Source organism: Pararhodobacter sp. (assembly GCF_034676545.1).
GTDB lineage: Bacteria > Pseudomonadota > Alphaproteobacteria > Rhodobacterales > Rhodobacteraceae > Pararhodobacter.
In genome coordinates this window covers 3,026,643-3,047,427 of sequence record NZ_JAUCBZ010000015.1, presented here as the reverse complement: position 1 = coordinate 3,047,427, position 20,785 = coordinate 3,026,643, and the positions used below count along the sequence as shown (strand labels likewise).

Below are 20,785 nucleotides of genomic sequence, written 5' to 3'. Positions count from 1 at the left end.
TGCCGACGACCGGATCAGCGATAGGCGTTCAGCGTGCCATTGCGGCCCAGGACGTAAAGCGTGCCACCGGCAACAATCGGGCCCGAGGCGGCACCGCCGGGGATTGCCAGGCTGATGGTCTGCTGCCCCGAGGTCGGATCAAAGCCGCGCAACTCACCATTGCCGGACGCCACCCACAGCCGCCCACCCGCCAGGATCGGGCCGTGCTGCGGGAAAATCCCCAGACGGCGGCGCACCCGTTCGGTGGTGTAAAGCGGCAGGTCTTGCGCCCAGATCGTCGAGCCGTCGCGGGCATCCACGCGCATCAGGCGGTTCTGGTCGCTGATGAAGAACACCGAGCCGCCGACCGGCCAGACCGGACCATACGCGCCTTCTTCGATGCTCCAGATCGTGGCACCCGTGGCAGCGTCCATGGCAAAGGTGCGGCCTGATTGGTTGGCAGCATAGATGCGGTTGCCGTCAGCCACCGGATCGCCGGTGATGGCCGAGATGGTCGCCAGGGCAGACCCCGTGCGGCGGCCCACGGCGGCGCTGGTCCAGGTCCGTGCGCCATTGGCGCGGCGGACGGCGGTCAATTCGCCGGCCTGGGTCGGGAAGATCACCAGATCACCGGCAATGGCGGGTGCAGAGCCGCGCGCCACGGTGGACAGGGTCGCGGTGCCGGGCAGGGTCCATTGAATGCGACCGGTCGCGGCATCGAGCGCGGTCAGCGTCGAGTCGATGGCGCTGACGTAAACCATGTCGCCGTGCACCGCCGGCGACCCGGTCAGCGGGCTGTCGAAATCCACGCGCCACAGTTCAGCGCCGGTTTCGATGTCCAGCGCCGCAACAAAGGCATAGGCCGAGGCGACAAACAGCCGGTTGCCCGAGACCGCCAGCGCCCCGCCAGAGGCCGAACCGCGCGCGCCACGCGCCGGGCGCAGGTCAACCGACCACAGCGCCGCACCGGCGGTTGAGGTCGCTTGCACGCGGGTGTTTGCATCCAGGGTGAAAATCCGGTTTCCCGCGACGACCGGGTCGGTGGTCAGGCGGGCGCGGCGGCTGTCGCCCGCGCCAATCGACGTGGACCAGACCAATTGCGGGGTTGCGGAAAGCGACGGGTGCGTGGGACGCTCGCTGGACGTTCCCTGACGTTGTGTCCAGTTGGCATTGGTCGATTGGCCGGGCAGACTGATCGGCATCGCCCGGTTCTCGACGGTTTCACCGCCGCCCCATGGCGCGCGGAGATCCACCCGCTCGCCCTCGAGGATTTCCTCGCGCGAGCAGGCCGCCGCAAGGCCAAATACGCTGATCAAGGCTAGAGTTCTCAAGACTCGCATGGGTATTCCCCCAAGGTTGCCGCCCGAACGGGCAGTGGTCAGCCCAAATCGCTGGGTTGCTCGCCGCCCAGGACGACAATCAATTGCGCAATGCGGCGGCGCAGGGCCGCCGTCACGTCGGGTTCTTGCAAGAGTGCCTGCGCCTGCGCGAGCGCGGACGCCGTGTCACCGGTTTCCATCGCCAGCAGCGCCAGTTGCTCTAGCGCCAGCGGACGAAACGCCTGTCCGGCTGCGGCCAGGCCGCTCAGAATCTGTTCGCGCTCTGCCACCGGGATATCGGCCCCGGCGATGATGACGCGCTTGAGGGCGGCAATCTGGCGGTAGCTGCTCGGCAGGGCGGCATTGTTTTCAACGCTTGCCAAGGCGGCCAGGGCCGCGGGGCGATCCTCGGCGGCCAATTCGGTGGCTGCCAGCAACAGGTTCAGGATGCCCTGACGGTCGCCCTCGGCCGGGATTGCAGCCAGTGCGGTTTGCTGCGCGTCAGGGTCTTCGTGCTCGAGAGCCGAAATGATCGCATCGCCAAACTCTTGCGCTTGCGCCTGGGTCTGGGCTTTGCTCCATTCGTTCCACGCCGCCCCGCCGACGAGAACCAGCACGGCAAGCACCGCGATCCACGCGTATTTGCGCATCAAGGCGAACAACCGGTCGCGCTTGAGTTCCTCGTTCACCTCGTCGATGAAACTTTCGGGGTTGCTCACGTCTGGTCTCCGTCCGGTGTTCTGGGCGCGGACCAATTGTCCGCGACTGGTCGCAGGGTTTCTCGCCTCTCATAACGCGAAGGATCGGCGCTTGCCAAGCCTACACCCCGCGCTGGGGCGGGGGTTTGCCGCTTTTCGGTGCAATTCGCCCGGCTGATCGTTAAATTGTGATACAAACTCACATTTACGCAGCGGCAGGTCGGGCGTGGATGTTGCCAGCGCGGTTCCGCAGGAGTAATCCAATCCGCGTGTGCTGCGTATAGAGTCTTGGGGTGTGTGAATCCGCGGTAAGGCGGCGTTGACCTCCTTGTGCGAGTTTGGTCAGCGGCGGGGTGTCGCCCTGCAAAACGGCCGGGATCCAGACCAGGATTCCAATGGGTCTGAACGGAAGGTTGAATGATGCGTATTGTGCCGCTGATGACCGCGACGCTGGTGCTTGTGGTCTTGTATTTGCTGGTCATGGAGCGGCAGATGCTGCTGGCGTGGGCGGGCGTTGATCCGGCACAGGCGCAAGCGGTCGAGACGGCACCCGAGGGGGCCGCGCCGGGTTTGTTTGCCGTGGTGGTTGCACGTCTCGAAGAACGCGATCTGGAAAGCGCGATTGTCTTGCGCGGCCGCACGGCTTCGTCGCGCTCGGTCGAGGTGCGCGCGGAAACCTCGGGCACCGTCGTGTCGGAGCCCTTGCTGCGCGGCAGTGTGATCACGCAGGGCACGGTCATGTGCGAAATCGACGCCGGCACCCGCGCCGCGCGCCTGACCGAGGCCGAGGCGCGGGTGATTGAAGCCCAGGCGCGACTCAGCGAAGCCGAGATCAATTTGACCACCACCACGCGGTTGTCCGAAGGGGGCTATAGCGCCCAAAACCGTGTCTCCAGCGCCGAAGCCGCGTTCGAGGCGGCGCGCGCCGGTGTCGAGGCCGCGCAAGCAGGCGTTGCCGCCGCGCTAGCCGAGATGGAACGGCTGACGATCCGCGCGCCCTTCGACGGCGTGCTCGAGGTCAACACAGCCGAAGTCGGCTCATTGCTGGCGACCGGCGGGCTGTGCGCCACGATCATCCAGCTGGACCCGATTCTGGTGGTCGGCTTTGCCGCGGAAACCCAGATCGACCGGCTGGCAGTCGGGGCGATGGCGGGCGCGCGGTTGTCGAATGGCGAGGAGGTCATCGGGCAGGTGACCTTCCTGTCGCGGTCCTCGGACCCGGCCACGCGCACCTTCCGCGTTGAAATCACCGTGCCGAACCCGGATTTGACGATTCGCGACGGGATGAGTGCCGACATGCTGATCGCCGCCACCGCGACGCGCGGGCATCTGGTGCCCGGCTCGGCGCTGACCATCAACAATGACGGCGCTCTGGGCTTGCGGTTGGTCGATGACGAGAACCGCACCTTCTTTGCGCCGGTCACGGTGTTGCGCGACGCGCCGCAGGGGTTCTGGGTTTCGGGCTTGCCCGCTCAGGCGGATGTCATCGTGGTTGGTCAGGAATATGTGACCGACGGAATCGAAGTGCGTGTCACGCGCCGGGGCGAGGATTGATCGTATGCTGGGCATAATCGACTGGGCTGCCCATCGCGCGCGCATGGTTCTGGCGTTCATTTTCCTGACCCTCGCCGCCGGGGTGCTGGCCTATACCAGCCTGCCCAAAGAGGGTGAGCCGGATATCGAAGTGCCCGCGCTGTTCATCTCGGTGCCGTTCGGCGGGATCTCGGCCACCGATGCCGAAACCCTGCTGGTGCGCCCGATGGAACAGGAACTGGCCGGGCTCGATGGCTTGACCGACATGACCGGCACCGCGCGGCAAGGCTACGCCAGCGTCGTGCTACAATTTGAATTCGATTGGGACAAGACCGCCGTCATCGCCGATGTGCGCGACCGCATGGGACGCGCCGCCAACAATTTCCCCGAAGGGGCGGATAGTTATTCGATCAACGAATTCAACTTTTCCGAATTCCCGATCGTGATCATCGCGGTGTCGGGCGACGTGCCGGAACGCACCCTGCTGCGCGCTGCGCGTGATCTGGAAACCGCGATCGAAGGCATTGACGCCGTGCTCTCGGCGGATGTCGCGGGGACGCGCGACGAAATGGTCGAGGTGATCATCGACCCGCTGCGGCTGGAGGCCTATAACGTCTCGCCGGGGAATTGTTGCAGGCGGTGACCAACAACAACCAACTGGTCGCAGCCGGAGATATCGAAACCGAGAGCGGGCGGTTCTCCTTGTCGCTGCCCGGCAGTTTCGAGGGTCCGCAAGACATCTACGCGCTGCCGATCAAGGTGAATGGCGATTCCGTGGTGACGCTGGGCGATCTGGCGACGATCCACATGACCTTTCAGGACCGCGTCGGCACCGCTCGGTTCGAGGGGCATACGACGCTGGCCCTGCAAGTGGTCAAGCGCAAGGGGTTCAACCTGATCGGCACGGTTGACCAGGTGCGTGCCGCGATTGACGCGACGGTGGCCGGCTGGCCGCAAGAGCTGCGCGACTCGATCACCGTGACCCCGGCGCTGGATCGCTCGTATCAGGTCAGCTCAATGATCAGCCAGCTCGAAGGATCGGTGCTGACGGCGATTGCGCTGGTGATGATCGTGGTGCTCGCCAGTCTTGGCACACGCTCGGCGCTGCTTGTCGGGTTCTCGATTCCGTCGTCCTTCCTGCTCAGCTTCATCCTGTTGGGGATCATGGGGGTGACGATCTCGAATATCGTCATGTTCGGATTGATCCTGGCGGTGGGGATGCTGGTCGATGGTGCGGTGGTCGTCGCAGAATACGCCGACAAACGCATCGACGAGGGCGAGGGGCCGATGAAGGCCTATGTCTCGGCGGCAAAGCGCATGTTCTGGCCGGTGGTGGCCTCGACCGCGACGACGCTCTGCGCCTTCTTGCCGATGCTGTTCTGGCCGGGCGTGGCGGGCGAGTTCATGGGCATGTTGCCGGTGACGCTGATTTTCGTGCTGGCCTCGTCGCTGATTGTCGCGCTGATCTTTCTGCCCGTCATGGGCGGTGTGACCGGGCGTATTGCCCGCCGGCTGAACCAGATCGCAGGTCTGCTGCGCCGTCTGCCGTGGCTGCTGCGGGTGCCCTTCATGCTGTTGGCGCTGGCGATGCTGGCGGGGGGCGGGTTGATCATGCTGAATCCGGGTCTGATTTTTGCCCAGGACCCATCGCTGGCCGAGGCCGTGCCGGTGGGCTCACCGCTGCGTCTGGTGCCGGGGGCGGTGCTCATGTTCCTGGGCGCAATGGGCATGTCGATCACGCTGAACGCACTCAAGCCGCGTGCCAAACCAAAAGCGATCAAGGCGGGCGAGCGGCGCACGCTGTTTGGGCATTTCACCCGGCTGATCGTCGCCAATCCGGTGATGCCGTTTGTCTCCATCGCGGCAATCGTGATTTCGGTTTACCAGGTCTTCATCTATTTTGGCGAGAATAACTACGGCGTCGATTTCTTCGTCGCCACCGAACCAGAGCAGGGCATCGTGTATGTGCGCGCGCGTGGCAACCTGTCCTTGGCGGAAAAAGACGCTCTGTTGCAGCAGGTAGAACAGATCGTGCTGGATGAACCGGGTGTGGCCGCAAGCTTTGCGTTTGGCGGGTCCGGCGGGTTGAACTCGAACACCGGCGGCGGGCAGGCCCCACGGGATGCCATCGGCCAAATCCAGTTCGAATTGGTCAATTGGGATGATCGCGGCGATGATCCGAATTTGCGCGGCCAGGTCGTTCTGGATCGGATGGAGGCTCAATTTCAGCAACTGCCGGGGATCATTACTGAATACATGATCATGTCGGGCGGTCCGGCGGGCTCCAAGCCAATCCATTTGCGTCTGACAGGGGATGATTTCGCCGAGCTGGGCGAGGCGGTCGATCTGGTCCGTGCCCGGATGCAAGAGGTCGGCGGGATGGTGGACCTCGAGGATTCGCGACCACTGCCGGGTATTGATTGGGAAATCCGGGTCGATACCGCGGCGGCGGGGCGTTTCGGGGCCGATGTGGTCACGGTTGGCGGCATGGTCCAGTTGATCACCCGCGGCTTGATGCTGGATACCATGCGCGTTGAGACCTCTGATGAGGAAATCGAAATCCGCGTGCGCCTGCCCGAGGAGGATCGCTTGCTGGCGACCCTGGACACGCTGCGCGTGCAAACCGCCCGGGGCCTGGTGCCGTTGTCGAATTTTGTCAGCCGCGAACCCGTCGCCCTGCGTGGCATCATCGACCGTTACGGTGAGCAGCGCTTTTTCGATGTCAAGGCGGGTGTCGCCCCTGAGATGGTAAGCGTGCTGGATGCCGACAACGCGCCGGTCCGTCTGGTGCCCCGATCCGAGGTCGACCCCCGCGCCCATGCGGCCGGGTCGGAGGCGGCCACTGCCGCCGCGCAGGCCCGTCAGGCGCTGATCGAGGACGGTCTGCATCTGGTGCCGGTCACCGCCTCGGAACGCATCGCGGCGCTGACCACATGGCTGGAAACCGATGCGCCGTTGCCCGCCGGGGTCTCGTGGGAGTGGACCGGCGAACAGCAGGATCAACAGGAGTCGCAGAATTTCCTTGCCGGGGCCTTTGCGGCGGCGATGGGCCTGATGTTCATCATCCTGCTGGCGCAATTCAACAGCTTTTACAACTCGGTTCTGGTGCTGGTCGCGGTGGTTCTGTCGACCGCCGGGGTTCTGATCGGCATGTTGATCATGGCGCAGCCGTTTTCGGTGATCATGACAGGCACCGGGGTCGTGGCCTTGGCCGGGATCGTGGTGAACAACAACATCGTGTTGATCGACACCTATCAGGAATTCATCCGCTACATGCCTCGACTCGAGGCGATCATCCGCACCGCCGAGCAGCGCATCCGCCCGGTTCTGCTGACCACCATCACCACGATGGCGGGCCTGGCGCCGATGATGCTGGGCATCTCGATCGACTTTGTGAATGGCGGGTATACGATCGACAGCCCGACGTCGATGTGGTGGAAACCCCTGGCGACGGCGGTGGTGTTCGGCCTGGGGATTTCGACGATCCTCACGCTGATCCTGACACCGGCGCTGCTGGCGGCCCGGATCTGGACCGAGGCCTTCTTTCACGGCATCGCGCCGCGGGTACGGGCGCTGGCAAAGGGGCCGGCGCGCGATGACCGCTTGCTCTTGCGTCGCACCAGCAAAGTCCGCCATGCCGAAATCATCTGGGATCCCCTCGCGGACCCGGCGGCACCGGTTTCCGAGACCGCCGAGACGACGACCGAGGCGCGTCCAAAACAGGGAAAGCACCCTCTGCACGCCGCTGAATAAGTTTCGGGCGACGGGCGGTGGGGGCGGTGGAAACGCCGGGTTTTCGGCGATGGGCGCACCGGGTCAGATTGGCAGCCAACCGCTCAGAAGTTGCGGCAGTAACAGGCCCCAAAGCGCTGCGGCGACAACCCGTCGGATGCGCGGTCCCAGAGGCGTCACGCTTTCCGAGGGGCGGCTGGCGGTCTGGCGAAACGCCGCGCTGAGGCGCGTCTCATGCACGTCGAGCCGCGGCAAGACGCGGGGCCGATCCGGTTGCGGTGTGCCAAACAGGCGCCCGGCGCTTTGACCGGTTGCACGCTCGGCGCGGGTTTCGGTGGCGGGGCGCGCCGGGCGGACCAAGGTGATCGGGCGCGGTGTTTGACGTCGTGGTCCGGCCTGGATCACGGTCAGATTTTCGCGCTCGGGGAGGGACAGCAACGCGTCATCCTTCAGGGATAGAAATTCCGCCGTTGAGAACAGCAGCCCACCCGGCTGCCAGATCACCAGACAGGGTTGCGCCGCCTCGAACACCGGCAACAGGCAGCGGCGGCCCAGGTCGGACAGGGTCTGCGCCAAGGGTGGCGCGCCATCGGCTGTGGCACGACGTTGGCGCAGGATGAAACCCATCGCATGACGGTGCTCGCGCAGGTTCCTGACCATGCGCGCACGCGCCACGTCCGGTGTGTCTGACGATAGCCTGCGCACGCAGGTCGTGGCCTCTGATGGCATGGGGCCCGAGGCCTGGGTCAGCGCAATGTCAAAACCGGCGGTGCGCAGACGCAGCGAACGTGATCCAAGCCGCAAACTGGCGATTTTCTGCCCTTCGGCCCGCAAATCATCGACAAGGAATTGCATCACCGGCAAAAGATCCGGTGTTGGGTCGTTGGACCCATAGAGCAAGGTTGCCCCGACAACGCCTTGTATTCTGCGCATAGTGACCTTCCTGCCTGCACTCAATGACGCGCGACGGGACAAGGATAACGCCAGAACGGACGCAAGGCTTGTGGATTGTGCCTAAGGTTTTAGTCGAGTTTGGGTCAGTTGCCGCACCGCGCCCTCAGAGCCCCAGTTCATAGAGAAGGTCGGTCACAAATCGGCTGACATCATCCATCAGATCGAAGTTCTTCAAGATCACGAAGGCGATGGCACCGAAGATCAGCAGACGCGGGAGCCAATTGCGGCGCGCGCCAGTGGTGGGCAGGACCGGGCTGTTGGGGCTGCCCCAGGGATCGCCCACCGCGTTGTGCGGGGCCGCGCGCGCGACCGGGACGGTTATCGGCGTTTCGACGACCGGGTCCGCGGGGATGTTTTTGCGATAATCAGCGCCGCGCCGCGACGGCGCTTGTGCGGGTTTCTCGACCGCGCGCAGCGCATAGGTCGAGTGGTCAGCCGGTGCCAGCAAATAGCTGTTGCGGTCGCGGTCACGGTTCGAGGGATGGCGCACATCGAGAGGGTGATATTTGCTCATGCGTTGGTCCTGTCATCTCGCCCAGATCACCGGGGCCTGAAGCCGCGTGCGGCCTGCACATCTTCCCTTGGTATAGCGCAAAAGGGGCGCCGTGGAAGGCGCCCCAATCAAGTTGTGATCACGTCAAACGCGGGCCGGATCAGCAGCTGTAATACATCTTGTATTCGATCGGGTGCGGCGTGTGCTCGTAGGCGTAAACCTCTTCCCATTTCAGCGCGATGTAGCCGTCCAACTGATCCTTGGTGAACACGTCACCCGCCAACAGGAATTCGTGATCTTTCTCAAGCTCTTCAAGGGCTTCACGCAGCGAGCCGCAGACGGTCGGGATCGCGGCCAGTTCCTCGGGCGGCAGATCATACAGGTCCTTGTCCGACGCGGGGCCCGGATCGATCTTGTTCTTGATCCCGTCAAGCCCGGCCATCAACAGCGCGGCAAAGGCCAGATAGGGGTTTGCGGCGGGGTCGGGGAAGCGGGCCTCGACGCGCTTGGCTTTGGGTGATTTGGTCCATGGGATGCGCACCGCGCCCGAGCGGTTGCGGGCCGAATAGGCGCGCAGCACGGGGGCCTCGAACCCGGGGATCAGCCGCTTGTAGCTGTTGGTCGAGGGGTTGGTGATGGCGTTCAAGCCCTTCGCATGCTTCAGGATGCCGCCGATGAAATACAGCGCCTCCTGGCTGAGGTCCGCATATTTATCGCCCGCAAACAACGGCTTGCCGTCTTTCCAGATCGACATGTTCACATGCATCCCCGACCCGTTGTCGCCCGCCATCGGCTTGGGCATGAAGGTCACGGTCTTGCCATAGGCGTGGGCCACGTTGTGGATGATGTATTTGTATTTCTGGATGTTGTCGGCTTGCTCGGTCAGACCACCGAACACCAGACCCAACTCGTGCTGACAGGTCGCCACCTCGTGGTGGTGCTTGTCGATCCGCATGCCGATCGCCTTCATCGTCGACAGCATTTCCGAACGGATGTCCTGCCCGTCGTCAATCGGGTTGACCGGGAAATAGGCCCCCTTGAACCCGGCGCGATGCGCCTGATTGCCGCCGTCGAAGTGGGTGTCGGTGTTCCAGGCCGCGGATTCCGCGTCGATCGAATAGCTGACCTTTTGCGGCGTGACCGAATAGCGCACGTCGTCGAACATGAAGAATTCCGCCTCGGGGCCGAAATACGACGTGTCGCCGATGCCCGATGCCTTGAGATAGGCCTCGGCCTTGAGCGCGGTGCTGCGCGGGTCGCGCGAATAGGCCTCGCCGGTGTCCGGCTCGACGACGTTGCAATGCAGACAGAGGGTCTTTTCGGCATAGAACGGGTCGAGATAGGCGCTGTCCAGATCGGGCATGAGTTTCATGTCGGACTGGTCAATGGATTTCCAGCCGGCAATCGACGAGCCGTCAAACATCAGGCCTTCTTCGAGGAAATCCTCGTCGACCAGATCGACAGCCATCGTGACGTGCTGCAATTTGCCTTTTGGGTCGGTAAAACGGATGTCGACGTACTCGACGCCTTCTTCCTGGATGGTGTTGAGAACCGATTCAACGCTCATGGATGTCCCCTGAATTTCTGATGTCGTGGCGTGGTGGATCAAACGGCGTCTTCGCCGGTTTCCCCTGTTCGAATGCGGATAACCTGTTCGACCGGTGAGACAAAAATCTTGCCGTCGCCGATCTTGTCGGTGCGCGCGGCGGCGATGATGGCTTCGATCGCGGGATCAACCATGTCGTCGTTCAAGACCACCTCGATTTTGACCTTGGGCAGAAAGTCGACAACATATTCCGCACCGCGATACAATTCCGTATGGCCTTTCTGGCGACCGAACCCCTTGACCTCGATGACCGAAAGTCCCTGGATTCCAATGTCCTGAAGGGCTTCCTTGACCTCGTCGAGCTTGAACGGCTTGATGATGGCTTCGATTTTCTTCATGCGCTGACCTCCGCCGCTGGGCTTGTTTCCGGATTGCTGCCCAAAGATCACGTTCACACCGCAGCGACAATCAATTAGCCTCGGCGATGGCGGGGGGTTCCGGGTTTCTCCGCCAGAAAACTGTGTTTGTGCCTAATTTTTGGGCAAAACGCCTGCAAAACGTGCGAAAATTGAAGGCAGAGAGCTGTGAAATGACCGAAATACTGACATCGGCCCAAATGCGCGCGGTTGAGACGGCGGCCATCGAGTCGGGGGCCGTGCTTGGTGCGACGCTGATGGAGCGCGCCGGGGCCGGGGTCGTTGCCGCGCTAGGCGCGGCATGGCCACAGCTTTCCAGCCCCGGTTTCGCGGTGGTCTTGTGTGGTCCGGGCAACAACGGCGGCGACGGGTTTGTCATTGCGCGGCTGTTGTGCGACCGCGGCTGGCGGGTCTCGGTCCTCCTTTATGGCGATGGCGCGCGCCTGCCGCCGGACGCGAGCACGAACTTTGCGCGGTGGTCCGAATTGGGCACGGTTTCGGCACTCAAGGACCCGTCGAGCGGTATCATCGGCGCATTACAGGACAAGTCGCCGGATCTGATCATCGACGCGCTGTTCGGCACCGGCCTGACGCGCGATCTGCCCGGCGACCTGCGCCAAGCGTTGCACGACGCAAGCCAGTGGTTACGCCACCACCCCGCGCCCCCGAAGGTGGTGGCGGTGGATATTCCGTCGGGGCTTTGTGCGGATACCGGTCAGGATCGGGGCTGCGGTTTGCGCGCCGATCTGACGGTGAGCTTTCACCGCGCCAAACTGGGTCATTATCTGGCCGAGGGGCCGGCACTCTGCGGCGCGGTGTGTGTGGTCGATATCGGGCTGCCGGACCGACCCGCCAAAGACCTCGGTGACCCGGCGATTGTGGACCTGGTCGGCGACGATGTCTCGCGCTGGTTGCGCAAGGCGAGCGGCCACAAATACGACCACGGCCACGCGCTGATCCTGTCGGGGGGCGTGGCCAGGGGCGGCGCGGCGCGACTGGCGGCGCGGGCGGCTTTGCGGGTCGGTGCGGGGTTGGTGACGCTGGGTGTTCCGGCCGCGGCGTTGCAGGAGAATGCCGCGCGGCTGGATGCGGTGATGTTGCACCGGCTCGACGGGCCCGAGGCGCTGATCGAGACCTTGCGCGACGCGCGGATTGCGACGCTCTGCCTGGGGCCGGGGCTGGGGCTGACCCGCGCGCGTGGTTTGGTCGCGGCGGCGTTGAGCGCAACGGGTTCACAGGCGTGCGTGCGCCGCGCCGTGGTGCTCGATGCCGACGCCTTGACGGTGTTTGCCGAGGACCCCGGCGCGCTCTGGTCGTTGCTGCACGACCGCTGCGTGCTGACCCCGCATGGGGGCGAGTTCCGCCGATTGTTTCCGGATTTGGCGCAAGTCCCCGTGTCAGACGGGCCGTTTTCCAAAGTGGAGGCGGTGCGCGCGGCCGCGAAACGGGCCGGTTGCACGGTGCTCTTGAAGGGTGCCGATACCGTCATTGCCGCGCCATCGGGCCGGTGCGCGGTTCACGCGGCGGCCTATGACCGGGCGGTGCCGTGGTTGGCCACGGCGGGCGCGGGCGATGTTCTGGCGGGGGTGATCACCGGGCTTCTGGCGCGTGGTGTTCCGTCGTTCGAGGCCGCGAGCGTGGGTGCCTGGCTGCATGTCGAGGCCGCGCGGCGCTTTGGCCCCGGCCTGATCGCCGAGGACCTTCCGGATCAGATTCCGCAGGTGCTTCGCGGGCTTTAATGCAGCAATCCGGGGTGGATCTGCGGCGCGCATGTCTTGGCGCTGGCAACTTGCAGCCCGTCCGCCCAGATCACCTGTGGCGCATCGAAATGCAGCCGGATCAGGCGCAGGCGGGCGCGGGTCTGCCGGATCACCTGCACATCATCGACCAGCGACGACGCCGGCGTCAGCATCGCGTCTTGCCCATACAGAACTTGCGCGCGCCAGTCGTGAACCAGAACTTGCTGGTTGATCGGCACCACCAGACCATGCGCCGGGCGGGCCAGCGGGTCGCCCATCGCCGAGGCGGGGATCATCACGACATCGACCTCGCGCGCTTCGATCAGGGAGGTGCCGCGCAATTCGACGATGCCATTCCCGGCGGTCTCGATGAGATCCCCTGCCAGCAGATACTCAACGGGAAATTCACCCGCCGAGGTGCGGATCAACGTGCCCGCGACAAGGCCGGTGGGCCGTGAGCGCGCGCCAACCAGCGGGATGACAGGATCAAGCGAGGTGAGGAACTGCTGCAACATTGTGGACACCCTGAAAAAAACTCGTTGTTTCCATATTGGCACCAATCATGGCCCAAATATGACATCGCGCGTATTTTTTCGCGACATTTTGCTCTCGCCACGGCGCTTTCCACTTGCTATGAGGCGTGCGTGCGGGTGTGGCGGAACTGGTAGACGCACCAGATTTAGGTTCTGGCGCCTTTGGCGTGGGGGTTCGAGTCCCTTCACCCGCACCACGTCTTGATTACCCCTTAACGCATTGAATATCAGGTCAAAATTGGCAGGTCTGGCACCCTCTGTCCGATGGTGGCCACCGCGCCCTGTAAAGGCCGGTTTCCGGGCCATGCGCGACCGCGGGATCTGACCGCTTTCCCATATTTTCCAACGGTTTGCGAGGGGCTGCGGGGCTGGATCCGGTTTTTCTGCCACCGCGCCGGAGTTTGACGCATCGCGACGGGCAGGCTGATCTCGCAACACGGTTTTCTGGCGCGCCACGTCGATGATTTAGCGCACACCGGCGCGACTGGCCGCTGGGTTGCGCGTCGCCTCCAGCCGGGCCAGCGTGGTTTCCGCGCGTGGCTTGATGATCCTGATCTGGTGCTCGCCAAAATGAACGATTGCGCCAAGCGCTGCGACCACGCCTCAGAGACCATGGCTTTGACCACGGCAAAGAGGTTTTCTGTTGGCGGCACTGTCTTGCCGACGGCGCCCCTGTTGCTCTCGATCTTGCCGCAGGCGGTGGGCCAGCCAAAACCGGCCCGGCGCCTTTGACATGACGACAAGGTCAGCGGGTTCTCGAGGGCACGCGGCCTGCGCATGGGTTTGTTGACCACCGCCAAGCGCACTTTGGCATAAGCGTGGTTTCTGTCGGCCAAGCCATTGAACGTGCCGTCAGCGCAAACGACCCATGGAATACCGCGGATGCAGATCTTCGGCCTCCAGCCATGCCGTCAACAGGCCCATGTCCGGCGTGGCCGGATCGTCGCCAAACCGATGCGCCTCAAGCCCACCTGTCACGAACACCGCGTCGATGCCCTCGCCGCGCGCCCCGCGTATATCGGTGCGCACCCCGTCGCCAATCGCCAGCACCGAGTTGGTGTCACAGGTGATGCCCTTGGCGGCCAATTGGCGCCGCGCAAAATCATAGATCGGCGGATGCGGTTTGCCGAAGGACAGGACCTCGCCGCCCATCTCGGCGTAGAGCTCGGCCAAGGCCCCGGCGCAGAAGATTTGCGTCGCGCCAAAATCTACGACCAGATCCGGATTGGCGTTGAGCATCGTCAGCCCCTTGGTCTTGGCCAGCAGGAACCGTGCCCGATAGTCGTCCGGCGTCTCGTTGAATTCATCGAATGGCCCGGTGCAGATGATGCCCTCGGCCTCCTGCAGTTCAACACGCTCGATCGGTGGCTGATCGCGCAGCCACTCGGGGATGATCTCGAACAGATCGTCGTCCTTGCCCGGCCCAAGGTGCCACAGCTTGCGCCCCGCCGCACCGGTCAGCATCGCCTCCTGGGTTGCATCCCCCGATGCGGCGATCACGTCATAGGCATCCAGCGGCAATCCCATGGCGTCCAGCCGTTTGCGCACCGCGTGGTGCGTGCGCGGCGCGTTGGTCAGCAAAACCACGGCTCCACCTTTGCGCCGAAAGGCCTGCAAGGCCGAAACCGCTTCGGGGAACAAGGCTTTGCCGTTGTGCAGGCAGCCCCACAGATCACAGTAAAGCACATCATACGGGGCTGAAATCTCGTCGAGGCTGGAAATCAATTGGGTCACAGTTTCTCTCCCGATAGGCCCCGATGGGCGTTGACCGTGGCGTAGGCCCGTCTATCTTGCCCCTCCACGAGACGCAATCTTTGCGCGAAAGCAAGAGAAGGCCCGCCATGCAAAACCCTGTTGATCCCGTCAAGCTCGACCGTCTGGCCGAAGTGGCCGTGCGCACCGGCCTGAATCTGCAACCGGGCCAGGATCTGATCCTGACCGCCCCGGTGACGGCGCTGCCCCTGGTGCGCAAGATTGTCGAACACGCCTACAAGGCTGGCGCAGGGCTGGTCACGCCGATCCTCTCGGATGACCAGATGACGCTGGCGCGCTATCAACATGGCCACGACGCCGGGTTTGATCGCGCTGCCGGCTGGCTGTTCGACGGGATGGCGCAGGCCTATGATCAGGGGGCGGCACGGCTGGCGGTGGCGGGTGGCGACCCGATGCTGTTGTCCAGCCAGGACCCTGACAAGGTTGCGCGCGCCAACAAGGCGATGGCCGTTGCCTATACGCCCGCGCGCGAACGCATCACGCGCTTTGCCACCAACTGGACGATTGTCGCCTATCCTGACCCTGCCTGGGCAAAACTGGTGTCGCCGGACTTGCCCGAAGACGCAGCCGTTCACCGCCTGGCCGAGGCGATCTTTGCCGCCTCGCGGGTCAGCGACGACAACGCCGTCGAAAGCTGGAACGCGCATAACACGGAATTGGGCCGCCGCTCGGCCTGGCTCGACGGTCAAGACTTCGCGGCACTGCATTTCACCGGCCCGGGCACCGATCTGACAGTCGGGCTGGCCGAGGGGCACAAATGGCTCGGCGGCGCCACCCGGTCGCAAAACGGCATCGTCTGCAACCCGAACATCCCCTCGGAGGAGGTTTTCACCACGCCGCATAAATTTCGCGTCAACGGCACGGTCAGCGCCACGAAACCCCTGTCGCACCAGGGCACGCTGATCCAAGACATCGCCGTCACCTTCAAGGACGGCGTCATCACCCAGGCCCAGGCCCGCACCGGCGAGGCCGTGTTGCGCAAAGTCCTCGACACCGACGAAGGCGCACGCCGCCTGGGCGAGGTGGCGCTGGTGCCCCATGCCTCGCCGATCTCGCAATCGGGCCTGTTGTTCTACAACACCCTGTTCGATGAAAATGCCGCCAGCCACATCGCTCTGGGCCAGTGCTACGCCACCTGCTTCCAAGGCGGCGAAACCATGGACAGCGCCGAAGTCGCCCGCCGCGGCGGCAATGACAGCGCCATCCATATCGACTGGATGATCGGCTCGAACCAGATCGATGTCGACGGGATCACCCAGGACGGCACGCGCATCCCGGTGATGCGCAAAGGCGCCTGGGCGTCATAACCCGCCCGCCTGTCTTTGTTCCGAAAATATCCCGGGGGGGGAGGCCGCAGGCCGATGGGGGGCCGCGCCCCCCACGGTGCGAAGGGGCTCGATGCCCCTGAGCACCGGCCCCCCTCAAGTCACAAGGTCAGCGACGGGATGATCTGCTTCTTGCGGCTCATGACACCCGGCAAGACCACCGTGTCACCCGACACCGTCACGCCAAAGCTTTTCTCGGCGAATTGCTTGACCAGATCGTTGGGCACCAACAGGGTGGCTTCCTCGTTGAGGATGTCGATCACGAACAACAACACCTGATCCGCGCCGTCCTCTTTGGCAACGCCCTCCATGGCCGCCATCAGGCTGGCTTTGCGGTCCAGCAGCAGTTTGGGCGCCGTGGTTTCCAGCACCGAGACCCGCAACTCCTTGCCCGCGACGGTGTATTCCTTGCTGTCCATGCGCAGCAAGTCCGCATCCGAGAAGGCCGAGACGTCGGATTTCGCCTCGAACAACGCGCGGGCCAGGTCCGGGATCGACACGCCCAGATCTGCGGCCAGACTTTCGGCCACCGCGCGGTCGTGGTCGGTGGTGGTCGGGCTGCGGAATTCCAGCGTGTCCGACAGGATGCACGACAACATCGCGCCTTTGATACCCTCGGGCGCGGTTTTCACCGCGTCGCCCATCAGATCATGCAGGATCGTCGCCGTGCAGGCCAGCGGGCGGATGGTGATGTCGATCGGCCCCTTGGTTTCCAGCCCGCCGACCAGTTTGTGATGGTCGATGATCGCGCGGATATCGGCGGCGTTGATGCCGGCGGGCAGCTCGGCCGGGTTGTTGGTATCGACGATGACGACTTTCTGCCCCGGTTCGACGTCCGTGATGATCTCAGGCTTTTCCAGCCCCCAGCGGCGCAGCATGAAGGCGGCCTCGGTGTTGGGCTCGCCCAGCAGGACGGCGCGCGCCGGGGTTCCCTGAACCTCGCTGAGATACCACGCCCAGATCAGCGGCGATCCGGTGGAGTTGGTGTCGGGGGATTTGTGGCCGAAGACGAGCGTGGTCATGAGAGCATCCATCAAGGTTGAGGTTTGCCCGGCTTATAGGCAAGCGTGCGGCGCGAGAAAAGGGGGCGGGCAACGGTTGGGTCTTGTCGAGCGGTCCTGTTGGTCGCTAACGTGGCCCGATGCAGCGTGAATCCGATCTATACCCCCCCCTCAAGGCGTATTTCGTGGCGCGTGGTCTGGCCGTGAAGGGCGAGATTGGCGCGGCCGATCTGGTGGCGATGGGCGGCGCGGTGCCGGTGATTGTCGAGATGAAGCTGAAATTCTCGCTGACCCTCTATCATCAGGGGATCGAGCGGCTGAAAATCACGCCGCAGGTCTATCTGGCGGTTTTGCGGCCCGAGGGGGCGGCGGCGACGCGGATGCTGAAGGATAATACGGCGCTGTGTCGGCGGCTTTCTCTGGGGTTGATGACGGTGCGGTCGCGGGATGGGTTTGTCGAGGTTCTGGCGGAGCCGGGGCCGTATCATCCGCGCGCTTCGAAACCGCGCCGCAGACGGATCGAGGCGGAGTTCGAGCGCCGCCAAGGCGATCCGAATGCGGGCGGGGCGACGCGGCATGGAATCGTGACGGGGTATCGTCAGGATGCGCTGCGATGTGCGGCGTATCTGGCGGAATATGGGCCGTCAAAAGGGGCGGCGGTGGCCAAGGATACCGGGGTTCCAGTGGCGACGCGGTTGATGGCGGACAATCATTATGGCTGGTTCAAACGGGTGGAGAAGGGCGTCTATTTTCTGACCGAGGAGGGCCGGAAAGGCCTGGTGGATTGGGATGGGGCGCTGCCGGAGGTGTGATTTGTCCCGCAAAATGTCCCACGGTTTGTCCCACGCTTTGTCCCACGGGGGGACAGCGGGCGGATCGAGCGATATCAATGCCTTGGCGTGCAGCGTTAACCCGGTGGAAAGGTTTGTCGCGCGCTCATACGGGCAAACGCGCCCGCGCGATGGCGGTATGAACGGCGACGCCATGCATCAGGGCGGCGTCGTTGAAATCATAGCGCGGGTTGTGCAGGGGTGCGGAGTTTGTGCCGTTGCCGATATAGCCAAAACAGCCCGGCACATGATCGAGAAACCGGGCGAAATCCTCGGAGGCGGTCATCGGCGTCGGGCGCATTTCGGCGGCTTTGGAGACGGTCGCAGAGGCGGCCAGCATGGCGGCGGCGAGGTCGGGGTCATTCACCAAGGGCACGAATTCGCGGTCGTAGCGCAGGCTGACATCCAGCCCATGCGCGGCGGCGATCCCGGCGGCGATGCGGCGCATCTCGGCCTCGATCCGGGCTGAAACCTGTGGCTGAAAGCTGCGGCAATCGCCCAGAATGCGGGCGCTGCCGGGCAGGGCGTTGCGGATGCCGTCGGTCAGCAATTCGGTGACCGAGACCACGGCGATCTCGGCCGGGTCGAGGCGTCGGGCGACAATGGTTTGCAGCTCCAGCACCAGGGCGCAGGCGGGCACCATCGCCTCGCGAATCAGATGCGGGCGCGAGGCATGGCCGCCTTGCCCGGTCAGGGTGATCTCGAAAATATCCTCGGCGGACATGAGCGGGCCGGGGCGGGTTTCGAAATGACCGACGGGCAGGCCGGGCATGTTGTGCAGGCCGAAAATCTCGTCAAAGGGAAACCGGGTCATCAGCCCGTCATCGAGCAGGGCCTGTGCGCCGCGCCCCCATTCCTCGGCGGGTTGAAAGACAAAGCGCAAGGTGCCGTCAAAGCCGCCCTCTTGCGCCAGAACCTGCGCTGCACCCAGCAACATGGCGGTGTGGCCGTCATGGCCGCAGGCGTGCATCAGGCCGGGCGTGGTCGAGGCGTAGTCGGCACCCGTCGAACTCGGTGATGTGCAGCGCGTCCATATCGGCGCGCAGGGCAATCGCCCGGTTCGAGGTGCCGCGTTTGAGGGTGGCGACAACGCCGGTGCCGCCTATGCCTTCGGCCACGTCGAGGCCCATGTGTCGCAGGGTTCTGGCGACGAAAGCGGCGGTGCGATGTTCCTGAAAGCCGAATTCCGGGTGGCGGTGCAGGTCTTGGCGCCACTGGATCATCTGGCGGTGCAGGTCGGTCATGGGTGGCTCCGGGCCGGGCTGCGCGCCCAGCGGTGTTGCGCGGCGGTTTCGACCGCGCCGGGCCGCACCGCGCGCAGCCGTGTGAGGGCGTCGTCGGGCGCTTCGCCGTGCTCGATCATCAGCCGCAGCGCGACCATGCCCGAGCGGCCAAGCCCGCCGCGACAATGGACCAGAACCCGCCCGCCCTTGGCAAGGATTTTCGTGGCGGCGTTGGCGGCCGCGGACCAGTCGGCATCGGCGGGCGGGATGCCGAAATCGGGGATCGGAAACGGGTGCCAGACGATCCCGGCCCGGGTGATCTGGTCCGGCAGGGTGGCCGCACCATGGGCCGAGCGTTCGGCATCCTGGGTCAGCGAGAGGATCAGGTCGGGCGCAAAGCGCAGGATTTGCGCCATGTCACCGGGAAAATCGCCCAGACGCCCCGGCAGTGGGCAGAGCGCCAAGGTCCCTTGGCCGACGGGCAACGGGGTGATGACGAAAGGGTCGGGCATTGTGCGTCCTGAGGGGGCGGATCGGGGATTGCCGCGTGGTATAGCGCGAAAGCCGGGCGCGGGCCAGTTTTTCACGCGGGCGGCCCCGGATGGCGCGCCGATGCCATCTGGCGCGGTGGGGCAGCGCCCCCTGTGGGGGCGATCGCAAAGGGTCGGAGGAGGGTGAAATGGGACGCGTCAGAGCACGCGGACATCCACCGAGATGCCGCGCCCGGCCAGAACGCAGCTGATGGTCTGCACGTTGTCTTCGTTGTTGCGGACGCCAAAGCCGCCCTCGCGCGTGTAACGGTCGAGCGAGTTGATCAATTCCGCGTCGCTGAGGGTGTCGTAAAACTCGACATCGCTTTCCAGGTCGGCCACATCGGTGCCGTAAAGGGATGACACCTGATCGGTCCAATCCGACGGGCATTGATCGGCGGCGACGCCAACCGTGCCGCCGGTTCCCGACAGGTCCAGGGTGGCGACCGAGGCGCTGTCAAGGCTGGTCTGGATGTCATTGCCCAGTGCCGTGGTCCCGGTGCGCACTGCCGCCGCGCTGGCAAGGCCAATCCCGACGACCGCGGCCGTCAGGACCACCCAATCAACGGTGACAGCGCCGCTGTCACGACGCCAGAACGATAAAATATGTGAGGCAAACATGGCCACCCTCCGGCTTTTTCCCGAGTTGAGTTGGGTTTTTCGTCGTAATCGTGCCACTTCGTGACAAAAGTGAGACTGTTCTGTGGCGATGGCGAAAAAATAATAGCCGCAAGGGCTGTTGACACGCGCCGGAGGGCTGCCTATTTCAGGCTCGTTAGCACTCACCCAAGGCGAGTGCTAAGAAATTTTGCTCTGGAAACTAGGGAGTGTTCACAGATGGCCTTTCAGCCCCTTCAAGACCGTGTTCTGGTCCGCCGCGTCGCAAGCGATGAGAAAACCAAGGGTGGTTTGATCATCCCTGAGTTGGCCAAGGAAAAGCCCGCCGAGGGCGAAATCGTTGCCGTTGGCACCGGCCTGCGTGACGAGGACGGCGATCGCATTGCGATGGACGTTGCCGTTGGCAACCGCGTCCTGTTCGGCAAATGGTCCGGCACCGAAATCACCCTCGAGGGTGAAGAGCTGCTGATCATGAAAGAAAGCGACATTCTGGGCGTGATCTCCTGATCCGACCGGACTGCCTTTCCTTTCTGACACAAAATT

Annotated in this window: 19 protein-coding genes, 1 tRNA gene and 1 pseudogene; 7 read left to right on the top strand and 14 right to left on the bottom strand. The window is 64.2% G+C overall.

Going from position 1 to position 20,785, the window contains the following annotated elements; translation table 11 throughout:
* Positions 1-14: 14 nt before the first annotated feature.
* Complete coding sequence (locus tag VDQ28_RS18360; RefSeq protein ID WP_323037303.1) at positions 15-1,319, bottom strand: PQQ-binding-like beta-propeller repeat protein; 1,305 nt, start codon at positions 1,317-1,319, stop codon at positions 15-17.
* Positions 1,320-1,357: 38 nt separating this feature from the next.
* The gene (locus VDQ28_RS18355) at positions 1,358-2,017 is read right to left on the bottom strand and encodes a hypothetical protein (protein WP_323037302.1); all 660 of its coding nucleotides are present in this window, start codon (positions 2,015-2,017) and stop codon (positions 1,358-1,360) included.
* 396 nt (positions 2,018-2,413) lie between these two features.
* On the opposite strand from VDQ28_RS18355, the gene VDQ28_RS18350 reads away from it, so the two are divergent.
* Together VDQ28_RS18350 and VDQ28_RS18345 are read left to right on the top strand one after the other, a co-directional pair.
* Positions 2,414-3,550, top strand: a complete 1,137-nt coding sequence (locus tag VDQ28_RS18350; protein WP_323037301.1) for an efflux RND transporter periplasmic adaptor subunit — start codon at positions 2,414-2,416, stop codon at positions 3,548-3,550.
* Positions 3,551-3,554: 4 nt separating this feature from the next.
* Positions 3,555-7,282, top strand: a pseudogene (locus VDQ28_RS18345) (efflux RND transporter permease subunit).
* Positions 7,283-7,345: 63 nt separating this feature from the next.
* Here VDQ28_RS18345 and VDQ28_RS18340 read toward each other — a convergent pair.
* The 4 genes from VDQ28_RS18340 to VDQ28_RS18325 all read right to left on the bottom strand — a co-directional run bounded on the left by VDQ28_RS18340 (position 7,346) and on the right by VDQ28_RS18325 (position 10,652).
* Positions 7,346-8,194, bottom strand: coding sequence for a hypothetical protein (locus VDQ28_RS18340; protein ID WP_323037300.1), 849 nt, complete (start codon positions 8,192-8,194; stop codon positions 7,346-7,348).
* A gap of 124 nt (positions 8,195-8,318) precedes the next feature.
* Entirely contained in the window at positions 8,319-8,729 is a 411-nt protein-coding gene (locus VDQ28_RS18335) for a hypothetical protein (RefSeq protein ID WP_323037299.1), read from the bottom strand.
* Between the two features lie 139 nt (positions 8,730-8,868).
* Positions 8,869-10,275: a type I glutamate--ammonia ligase gene (glnA, locus tag VDQ28_RS18330; RefSeq protein WP_323037298.1), complete on the bottom strand. Its 1,407-nt coding sequence runs from the start codon at positions 10,273-10,275 to the stop codon at positions 8,869-8,871.
* 38 nt (positions 10,276-10,313) lie between these two features.
* Positions 10,314-10,652, bottom strand: a complete 339-nt coding sequence (locus tag VDQ28_RS18325) for a P-II family nitrogen regulator (protein WP_323037297.1) — start codon at positions 10,650-10,652, stop codon at positions 10,314-10,316.
* A gap of 191 nt (positions 10,653-10,843) precedes the next feature.
* Between VDQ28_RS18325 and VDQ28_RS18320 the strand changes: the two genes are divergently transcribed.
* Positions 10,844-12,409: an NAD(P)H-hydrate dehydratase gene (locus VDQ28_RS18320; protein ID WP_323037296.1), complete on the top strand. Its 1,566-nt coding sequence runs from the start codon at positions 10,844-10,846 to the stop codon at positions 12,407-12,409.
* Here the strand turns inward: VDQ28_RS18320 and VDQ28_RS18315 are convergent.
* Positions 12,406-12,924, bottom strand: coding sequence for a Hint domain-containing protein (locus VDQ28_RS18315; protein WP_323037295.1), 519 nt, complete (start codon positions 12,922-12,924; stop codon positions 12,406-12,408). The genes VDQ28_RS18320 and VDQ28_RS18315 overlap by 4 nt on opposite strands.
* A 131-nt stretch (positions 12,925-13,055) precedes the next feature.
* Between VDQ28_RS18315 and VDQ28_RS18310 the strand changes: the two genes are divergently transcribed.
* A tRNA-Leu gene (locus VDQ28_RS18310) sits at positions 13,056-13,139 on the top strand.
* Between the two features lie 268 nt (positions 13,140-13,407).
* Here the strand turns inward: VDQ28_RS18310 and VDQ28_RS18305 are convergent.
* A complete protein-coding gene (locus tag VDQ28_RS18305; RefSeq protein ID WP_323037294.1) occupies positions 13,408-13,542 on the bottom strand; it encodes a hypothetical protein in 135 nt (44 codons plus the stop codon).
* A gap of 252 nt (positions 13,543-13,794) precedes the next feature.
* The gene (locus VDQ28_RS18300) at positions 13,795-14,676 is read right to left on the bottom strand and encodes a TIGR01459 family HAD-type hydrolase (protein ID WP_323037293.1); all 882 of its coding nucleotides are present in this window, start codon (positions 14,674-14,676) and stop codon (positions 13,795-13,797) included.
* Positions 14,677-14,783: 107 nt separating this feature from the next.
* On the opposite strand from VDQ28_RS18300, the gene VDQ28_RS18295 reads away from it, so the two are divergent.
* Entirely contained in the window at positions 14,784-16,022 is a 1,239-nt protein-coding gene (locus VDQ28_RS18295; RefSeq protein ID WP_323037292.1) for an aminopeptidase, read from the top strand.
* Positions 16,023-16,141: 119 nt separating this feature from the next.
* On the opposite strand, the gene VDQ28_RS18290 is transcribed toward VDQ28_RS18295, so the two are convergent.
* Positions 16,142-17,062 carry a manganese-dependent inorganic pyrophosphatase gene (locus VDQ28_RS18290; protein WP_323037291.1) on the bottom strand — a complete coding sequence of 307 codons (921 nt, stop codon included), beginning with the start codon at positions 17,060-17,062 and terminating at the stop codon, positions 16,142-16,144.
* A 119-nt stretch (positions 17,063-17,181) separates the two neighbouring features.
* Here VDQ28_RS18290 and VDQ28_RS18285 point away from each other — a divergent pair, with 119 nt between their 5' ends.
* A complete protein-coding gene (locus tag VDQ28_RS18285) occupies positions 17,182-17,853 on the top strand; it encodes a DUF2161 domain-containing phosphodiesterase (protein WP_323037290.1) in 672 nt (223 codons plus the stop codon).
* Positions 17,854-17,977: 124 nt separating this feature from the next.
* On the opposite strand, the gene VDQ28_RS18280 is transcribed toward VDQ28_RS18285, so the two are convergent.
* The 4 genes from VDQ28_RS18280 to VDQ28_RS18265 all read right to left on the bottom strand — a co-directional run bounded on the left by VDQ28_RS18280 (position 17,978) and on the right by VDQ28_RS18265 (position 20,245).
* The gene (locus tag VDQ28_RS18280) at positions 17,978-18,841 is read right to left on the bottom strand and encodes an amidohydrolase (protein WP_323037289.1); all 864 of its coding nucleotides are present in this window, start codon (positions 18,839-18,841) and stop codon (positions 17,978-17,980) included.
* Positions 18,822-19,115 (bottom strand): hypothetical protein, encoded by a 294-nt coding sequence (locus VDQ28_RS18275; protein WP_323037288.1) that lies wholly within the window; start codon positions 19,113-19,115, stop codon positions 18,822-18,824. The genes VDQ28_RS18280 and VDQ28_RS18275 overlap by 20 nt, the downstream gene beginning before the upstream one ends.
* Complete coding sequence (locus tag VDQ28_RS18270; RefSeq protein ID WP_323037287.1) at positions 19,112-19,606, bottom strand: protein-tyrosine phosphatase family protein; 495 nt, start codon at positions 19,604-19,606, stop codon at positions 19,112-19,114. Before VDQ28_RS18270 ends, VDQ28_RS18275 begins: the two co-directional genes overlap by 4 nt.
* Before the next feature lie 177 nt (positions 19,607-19,783).
* Positions 19,784-20,245: a hypothetical protein gene (locus tag VDQ28_RS18265; RefSeq protein WP_323037286.1), complete on the bottom strand. Its 462-nt coding sequence runs from the start codon at positions 20,243-20,245 to the stop codon at positions 19,784-19,786.
* A gap of 216 nt (positions 20,246-20,461) precedes the next feature.
* Between VDQ28_RS18265 and VDQ28_RS18260 the strand changes: the two genes are divergently transcribed.
* Positions 20,462-20,749 (top strand): co-chaperone GroES, encoded by a 288-nt coding sequence (locus VDQ28_RS18260; protein WP_323037285.1) that lies wholly within the window; start codon positions 20,462-20,464, stop codon positions 20,747-20,749.
* Positions 20,750-20,785 lie beyond the last annotated feature (36 nt).